Annotated in this window: 1 protein-coding gene; it reads left to right on the top strand. The window is 63.9% G+C overall.

What is annotated here, in order from left to right:
* Positions 1–156, top strand: a 156-nt coding sequence (locus RMT89_RS46335; RefSeq protein ID WP_399499015.1) for a S4 domain-containing protein, incomplete at its 5' end; no start/stop codon positions are given.
* Between the last annotated feature and the right edge of the window lie 110 nt (positions 157–266).

The following is a 266-nucleotide window of genomic DNA, read 5'->3' as shown; positions in this document are numbered from 1 at the left end:
CCTTCGGGTACCGAGGCCAACCGCAACATCGAGCAAGGCGGTGTGCGGATTGATGGTCAGCGAGTGGAAGATCGCGGGCTCACGCTCGACGCCGGTGAATATGTGATTCAGGTAGGCAAGCGCCGCTTCGCGCGGGTGACTTTGGTCGCCGCCTGAGATTGCCGCGCCTGAACAGGCGTTTTGCCGGTCTGGCGGGCTGTGCGGCCCGCCGGGCAGCAAGCATGATCCTGGGCAGCACTGAGTTGGATGGAAATCCGGTTCAGGGC

This window comes from Streptomyces sp. P17 (genome assembly GCF_032436805.1).
Lineage (GTDB): Bacteria > Actinomycetota > Actinomycetes > Streptomycetales > Streptomycetaceae > Streptomyces.
Note: the sequence above shows the minus strand (reverse complement) of the source record. Positions and strands in the feature narration are given on the sequence as shown.